5 protein-coding genes are annotated in these 6,983 nt (G+C 66.5%); 4 read left to right on the top strand and 1 reads right to left on the bottom strand.

The annotated features are described in order from the left end of the window. Positions 1 to 101 precede the first annotated feature (101 nt). On the bottom strand, positions 102 to 1,076 hold the full coding sequence (speB, locus tag E8F12_RS15295) for an agmatinase (protein WP_280326095.1): 975 nt from the start codon (positions 1,074 to 1,076) through the stop codon (positions 102 to 104). 157 nt (positions 1,077 to 1,233) lie between these two features. Here speB and E8F12_RS15300 point away from each other — a divergent pair, with 157 nt between their 5' ends. The 4 genes from E8F12_RS15300 to gcvP form a co-directional block, all read left to right on the top strand. After that, positions 1,234 to 2,151, top strand: a complete 918-nt coding sequence (locus tag E8F12_RS15300) for a LysR family transcriptional regulator (RefSeq protein ID WP_280290056.1) — start codon at positions 1,234 to 1,236, stop codon at positions 2,149 to 2,151. 17 nt (positions 2,152 to 2,168) lie between these two features. After that, complete coding sequence (locus E8F12_RS15305; RefSeq protein ID WP_280326096.1) at positions 2,169 to 3,692, top strand: sigma-54-dependent transcriptional regulator; 1,524 nt, start codon at positions 2,169 to 2,171, stop codon at positions 3,690 to 3,692. A gap of 414 nt (positions 3,693 to 4,106) precedes the next feature. After that, positions 4,107 to 4,484 (top strand): glycine cleavage system protein GcvH, encoded by a 378-nt coding sequence (gcvH, locus tag E8F12_RS15310; RefSeq protein ID WP_280326097.1) that lies wholly within the window; start codon positions 4,107 to 4,109, stop codon positions 4,482 to 4,484. A gap of 13 nt (positions 4,485 to 4,497) precedes the next feature. After that, a partial coding sequence (gcvP, locus tag E8F12_RS15315) for an aminomethyl-transferring glycine dehydrogenase (protein WP_280326098.1) occupies positions 4,498 to 6,983 on the top strand: 2,486 nt, incomplete at its 3' end.

Here is a 6,983-nt window from a genome sequence, read left to right on the forward strand (position 1 = left end):
GAGGCAGGCGTAGGGGGCGCTGCGCGCACCGGAACCCTCGTGCGGGCTGCCCGGTGCGCATGGCGCACCCTACGGTTGGATCCGGCGATTCCCGCGCTCCGTCAGCCCTTGGCCTGCTTCCTGGCGTGGAACACGAAGCCGATGCTGTTCATCAGCAGCTGTGCCGCGAGGATCGAGGTCATGCCGGTGGGGTCATAGGCCGGGGCCACTTCCACCAGGTCCATGCCGACGATGCGTCCCTGGCAGCGGTTGGCCAGACCCTGGATGATCTCCAGCACCTCGTAGTACTGGAAGCCGCCATGGCTCGGGGTGCCGGTGCCGGGGGCGATGGAAGGATCGAAGCCGTCGATGTCGATGGTGATGTAGTAGGACTCGCACTCGGGAATCAGGTCCAGCACACCATCACGGCCCAGGCGGCGCACATCGCGTACCGAGAGGATGTTCGAGCCGGCTTCGCGGGCGGCGTTGTAGTCGCTGCGGTTGGAGGAGGACACGTTGCGGATGCCCATCTGGGTCATGCCGACGATATGGTCCATCTCCGAAGCGCGGCGCAGCGGGTTGCCGTGGCCAAAACGTACGCCGTGGCGCTCGTCGACGAAGTCCAGGTGGGCGTCGAAGTGGATGATATGGATCGGCCCGCGGCCTTCGAAGGCCTTGATCACCGGTGCATGCACCGAATGGTCGCCGCCCAGCACGACCGGCATGGCGCCAGCGTCCAGCAGCTTGCGCACGGCGTATTCGATATTGGCGTTGCTGGTGTTCATATCGGTATGAACGATGTCGGCATCGCCGACGTCGACGATGCGCACATCCTCCTGCTGGAGGTACATCACATCATCCTCGAAGTCGTAGGCACCGCTGTGACCGAAGGAGAACAGGGTGGATGCCTCGCGGATGCCGCGCGGTCCGAAGCGCGCGCCGGAGCGCCATTGGGTGCCCATGTCATTGGGCGCGCCAAGCACCGCCACGTCTGCATCCAGCGTCTCCCAGTCAAGGCAGACGGGGGACTTGGCGAAGGTGCAATGGCCCACGAAGGGCAGGTTCAGGCGGCCGTTTTCATAGCTGTTGCTGGACATTTTCAGGCGTCTCCACTTTGTTCTTGTAGGGTGACCGGCGAAGTGTTCGCACCTCGACCATGGGCCTATCCTGGGCTTTACCCGCGCCTTTAAAAATGACAATGATGCGATGCGCAAATCGTTAAAACCGATGTAATCGCTACCCGCGAGGTGCAGGATGATCCAGTTGCACGACGTGGACCTGAAGCTGCTCAGGGTCTTCAACACCATCGTCAAATGCGGTGGTTTCTCGGCCGCCCAGGCAGCCCTCAACGTCGCCCAGTCCACCATCAGCGAGCAGATGGGCCACCTGGAGACGCGCCTCGGCGTCAAGCTCTGCGAGCGCGGACGCAGCGGCTTCCGCCTGACCGAACAGGGGCAGGCGATCCACGAAGCCACCCAGCGGCTGCTGGGCGCGGTGGAGGATTTCTGCGTGGATGCCGATGTGCTCAAGCGCCAGGTCAGCGGCACCCTCAACCTGGGGGTGATCGACACCACCATCACCGATCCGGCCTGCCCGCTGAAGCAGACCACCCAGCGTTTCGTCCAGCGCGGCCACGAGGTCCACCTGCACGTCTACATCGGCACCCCGGCCGAGCTGGAAGAACGGGTTCTGGACGGCCGGCTGCACCTGGCGGTGGGGCATTTCCCTTTCCGCGTCCCGGGGCTGTCCTACGCGCCGCTCTACCAGGAGCGCCACGGCTTCTACTGCGGCCGCAACCACCCGCTGTTCGGCAGCAAGGCGCCCAAGGCGGACCTGCTGGAACGCATCGCCGCCAGCCGCGTGGTGGCGCGCGGCTACCTGCAGCATCGTGACTTGCAAGCCCTGGGTGTGGAGCAGGCGGCCGCCACGGTCGACAACGTCGAGGCCCAGGCCATGTTGATCCTCTCGGGGGCCTATGCCGGATTCCTGCCCGAGCACTATGCGCGGCAGTGGGTGGAGGCGGGCGACCTGGAACACCTGGAGCCCGGCCGCCTGCAACTGCTCTCGGCCTTCGAGACCATCACCCGCCGCGGCGTGGCGCCGCCACTGATCCTGCGCGCCTTCCTCGACGAACTGCTGCACTGCGCCCGCGCCATCGCCGCGCAGAACTGACCGCACCGGGACCCTCCATGCGAATCCACGTCACCTTCATCGATCGCGTCGGCATCACCCAGGAAGTCCTGGCGCTGCTCGGCGCGCGCAATCTCAACCTGGACGCGGTGGAAATGATCCCGCCCAACGTCTACATCGACGCGCCGGCCTTGTCCCGGGGCGTCCTGGACGAACTTCACCACGCCCTGCTGCGGGTCGATGGCGTGCAGGCGGTGGAGCTGGTGGACATCCTCCCCGGCCAGCGCCGGCACCTGCAACTGGACGCCTTGCTCGCCGCCGTCAGCGACCCGGTCCTGGCGGTGGACCCCGGCGGCCAGGTGCTGCTGGCCAACCCGGCCCTGGTCGGGCTCTACGGCCGCGAGCCGGCGGGGGAACCCTTGTCCAGCCTGTTCGCCGAGGCGGACCTGGCGCAGAGGCTGATCGACAAGGGCTTCCGCCTGCCCATGTGCGAGGTGAGTTTCCAGGGACAGTCCCTGCTGCTGGACGCCACGCCCATCAGCGGTGGGGCGGATGCGCTGGTGGGTGGCCTGCTTACCCTCTACCCGCCGAGCCGCATCGGCGAACGCCTGGCCTCCCTGCATCACGACCACGCCGAAGGTCTGGACGCGCTGCTCGGCAAGTCGGCGGTGCTCAAGGACCTCAAGGCGCGGTTGCGCAAGGTGGCCAGCCTGGATGCACCGCTGCTGATCCAGGGCGAAACGGGCACCGGAAAGGAACTGGTGGCGCGCGCCTGCCACGCCATGAGTGCGCGGCGAGACGCCCCCTTCCTCGCGCTGAACTGTGCGGCGCTGCCGGAGAGCCTGGCCGAGAGCGAGCTATTCGGCTATTCGGCCGGCGCCTTCACCGGCGCCCAGCGCGGCGGCAAGCCGGGCCTGCTGGAGCTGGCCGACAGCGGTACGGTGTTCCTCGACGAGGTGGGCGAGATGTCGCCCTACCTGCAGGCCAAGCTGCTGCGCTTTCTCAGCGATGGCTGCTTCCGCCGTATCGGTGGCGACCGCGAGGTGCAGGTGAACGTGCGCGTGCTTTGCGCCACCCACCGCAACCTGGAGCGCATGGTGGGGGAGGGCAGCTTCCGCGAAGACCTCTACTACCGCCTCAACGTGCTCAACCTGATGGTGCCGCCCCTGCGCGAGCGCGGGCAGGACATCCTCCTGCTCGCCGAGCATTTCCTGCGCCAGGCCTGCGCGCAGATCCAGCGCCCGCCCTGCCGCCTCGCCCCGGCTACCCACCCGGTGCTGCTGGGTAATCGCTGGTCGGGTAACGTACGCCAGTTGCAGAACGTGATCTTCCGCGCCGCCGCCATCAGCGAGGGGGAGCTGATCGACTGCGACAGCCTGGAACTGGCGGGTACCGCCCTCAGCACCCGCGAGGCCGATCCCCTGGACATCACCAGCCTGGAGGAGGCGGTGCAGGGGTTCGAGAAGGACCTGTTGCAGCGCCTCTACGCGGTCTTTCCCTCCACCCGGCAACTGGCGGCGCGACTCAATACCTCCCATACGGCGATTGGGCAGCGGCTGCGCAAGTACGGCATTTCGCGCTGAGGCGGGGCTTGGAACCGCTTGTCCTGTAGGGGCGAATTCATTCGCCATGCAGGACGCAGTCCTGCCCTTGGTGGTTCTGGAGGGCAGCGCAGCTGCCCTTGGCGAATGAATTCGCCCCGACCGAAGTGCTTTCCGGCGACCTGCAAATACTTCGGTTCGATTACGTTCCGCCGGAGCGATTTCGCTCCACTTCCCTCAAGGCCCCGGTTTCCGGGGCTTTCCGTCATTCAGGCTGATCGATGCTCCACGACGGGGTGGAGCGATATCGTTCCAAGGCAACAGATAAATTCAATGGTTAATTAATCAAGTATTTGATTTATAAGGTTTTTTAAATATTGGCACTGCCCTTGCTCTTGTTCCATCAGCCGAGCCCGAAAACGCTCGGGACCCCACCTGATAACAAGAGGAAGATCCATGAGCACTCTGCGTTTTACCCCCGAGCACGAATGGCTGCGCGTTGAAGCATCCGGCGAACTGACCGTCGGTATCACCAGCTTCGCTCAGGAAGCCTTGGGCGACGTGGTGTTCGTCCAGCTGCCGGATGCCGGCCGTTACGACGAGGGGCAGGAAGTCGCGGTGCTGGAATCGGTGAAGGCCGCCAGCAACATCACCATGCCGCTGACCGGCGAAGTGGTGGAGGTGAACCAGGCCCTGGCCGACAACCCCGAGCTGGTCAACGAGGCGCCCATGGGCGATGGCTGGTTCTTCCGCATCCGTCCGGACAATCCCGAAGCCTTCGCCAGCCTGATGGACCAGGCCGGTTACGACGCCTTCCTCGCCGACAACGCCTGAACCGGGTGCCGACATGACCAGAGCACATATCCCCCTGGGTACGGACAACGAGTTCATCGCCCGCCATATCGGCCCGCGTGACGCGGACATCACCGCCATGCTGGCGCTGACCGGCCATGACTCCCTGGATGCGCTGATGGCCAGCGTTATCCCCGAGAGCATCAAGGGCACCAGCGTGCTCGATCTGCCGGCCGGGCAGGGCGAGGCCGAGGCCCTGGCCGCGATCAAGGCCATCGCCGCGAAGAACCAGCTGTTCAGGAACCATATCGGCCAGGGCTACTACCCCTGCCACACGCCGACACCGATCCTGCGCAACCTGCTGGAAAACCCGGCCTGGTACACCGCCTACACCCCCTACCAGCCGGAAATCTCCCAGGGGCGCCTGGAGGCGCTGCTGAACTTCCAGACCCTGGTCAGCGACCTCACCGGCATGGAGATCGCCAACGCCTCCCTGCTCGACGAAGCCACCGCCGCCGCCGAAGCCATGACCTTCTGCAAGCGCCTGTCGAAGAACAAGGCGCCAGCTTTCTTCGCTTCCGTCCATTGCCACCCGCAGACCCTCGACGTGCTGCGCACCCGTGCCGAGCCTCTGGGCATCGAAGTGGTGATCGGCGAGGAAGCCGAACTGAGCGATCTGTCCGGCTACTTCGGCCTGCTGCTGCAATATCCCGCCAGCACCGGCGATGTACCGGACCACCGCGCCCTGGTACAGCGCGCCCATGGGGCCGGCGCCCTGGTGGCAGTAGCCGCCGACCTGCTGGCCCTGACCCTGCTGACCCCGCCCGGCGAATTCGGTGCCGACCTGGTGCTCGGCAGCGCCCAGCGCTTCGGCGTGCCGCTGGGATTCGGCGGCCCGCACGCGGCCTACTTCGCCACCCGCGACGCCTTCAAGCGCGATATGCCTGGCCGTCTGGTCGGCATCTCCATCGACCGCCACGGCAAGCCGGCCCTGCGCCTGGCCATGCAGACCCGCGAGCAGCACATCCGCCGCGAGAAGGCCACCAGCAACATCTGCACTGCCCAGGTGCTGCTGGCCAACATCGCCAGCATGTACGCCGTCTACCACGGCCCGCAGGGCCTGGCCGGCATCGCCCGGCGCGTGCACCGGCTGACGTCGATCCTGGCCCAGGGTCTGGCGCAGCTCGGCCACCGGGTGGAGCAGTACCATTTCTTCGACACCCTCAGCATCGTCACCGCCCGCCCGGTGGATGAGCTACATGCCGCCGCCCACGCGGCACGCATCAACCTGCGCGCGCTTGACGAGGTGCGCGCCGGTGTGTCGATGGACGAAACCTGCGACCAGTCCAGCGTCGAGGCGCTCTGGGCGGTGTTCGCCGGCGATGGCCAGGCCCTGCCGGACTTCGCAGCCCTCACCGTCAGCACCGGCGATTGCCTGCCCCTGGAGCTGCTGCGCGAGTCGCCCTTCCTCCAGCATGAGGTGTTCAACCGCTACCACTCGGAAACTGAGCTGATGCGCTACCTGCGCAAGCTGGCGGACAAGGACCTGGCGCTGGACCGCAGCATGATCCCGCTGGGTTCCTGCACCATGAAGCTGAACGCCGCCAGCGAGATGATCCCGGTGACCTGGGCCGAGTTCGGTGCCCTGCACCCCTTCGCTCCCGCCGAACAGAGCGCCGGCTACCTGGAGCTGACCAGCGAACTGGAAGCCATGCTGTGCAAGGCCACCGGCTATGACGCCGTGTCCCTCCAGCCCAACGCCGGCTCCCAGGGCGAATACGCCGGTCTGCTGGCGATCCGCGCCTACCACGCCAGCCGTGGGGAAGGGCAGCGTGACATCTGCCTGATCCCGCAATCGGCCCACGGCACCAACCCCGCCACCGCCCAGATGGCCGGCATGCGCGTGGTGGTGACCGCCTGCGACGCCCGTGGCAACGTGGACATCGCCGACCTCAAGGCAAAGGCCGAGGAGCACAAGGACCGCCTCGCCGCACTGATGATCACCTACCCGTCCACCCACGGCGTGTTCGAGGAAGGCATCCGCGAAATCTGCGACATCATCCATGCCAACGGCGGCCAGGTGTACATCGACGGCGCCAACATGAACGCCATGGTCGGCCTCTGCGCCCCGGGCCAGTTCGGCGGTGACGTGTCCCACCTCAACCTGCACAAGACCTTCTGCATCCCCCACGGCGGCGGCGGCCCCGGCGTCGGCCCGATCGGCGTGAAAGCCCACCTCGCGCCCTTCCTGCCCGGCCACGCGCACATGGCACGCAAGGAAGGCGCCGTCAGCGCCGCGCCCTTCGGCAGCGCCAGCATCCTGCCCATCACCTGGATGTACATCCGCATGATGGGCGGCGAAGGCCTCAAGCGTGCCTCGCAGCTGGCGATCCTCAGCGCCAACTACATCGCCCGCCGCCTGGAGGAGCACTACCCGGTGCTCTACACCGGCGAGAACGGCCTGGTGGCCCACGAGTGCATCCTCGACCTGCGCCCGCTCAAGGAGAGCAGCGGCATCAGCGTCGACGACGTGGCCAAGCG

Origin of the sequence: Pseudomonas sp. BN102 (assembly GCF_029871245.1) — a bacterium.
Lineage (GTDB): Bacteria > Pseudomonadota > Gammaproteobacteria > Pseudomonadales > Pseudomonadaceae > Metapseudomonas.

Coding starts and splice junctions, on each gene's coding strand:
- gcvH (WP_280326097.1), top strand. CDS start 4,107: ATGAGCACTCTGCGTTTTACCCCCGAGCACGAATGGCTGCGCGTTGAA.
- E8F12_RS15305 (WP_280326096.1), top strand. CDS start 2,169: ATGCGAATCCACGTCACCTTCATCGATCGCGTCGGCATCACCCAGGAA.
- speB (WP_280326095.1), bottom strand. CDS start 1,076: ATGTCCAGCAACAGCTATGAAAACGGCCGCCTGAACCTGCCCTTCGTG.
- E8F12_RS15300 (WP_280290056.1), top strand. CDS start 1,234: ATGATCCAGTTGCACGACGTGGACCTGAAGCTGCTCAGGGTCTTCAAC.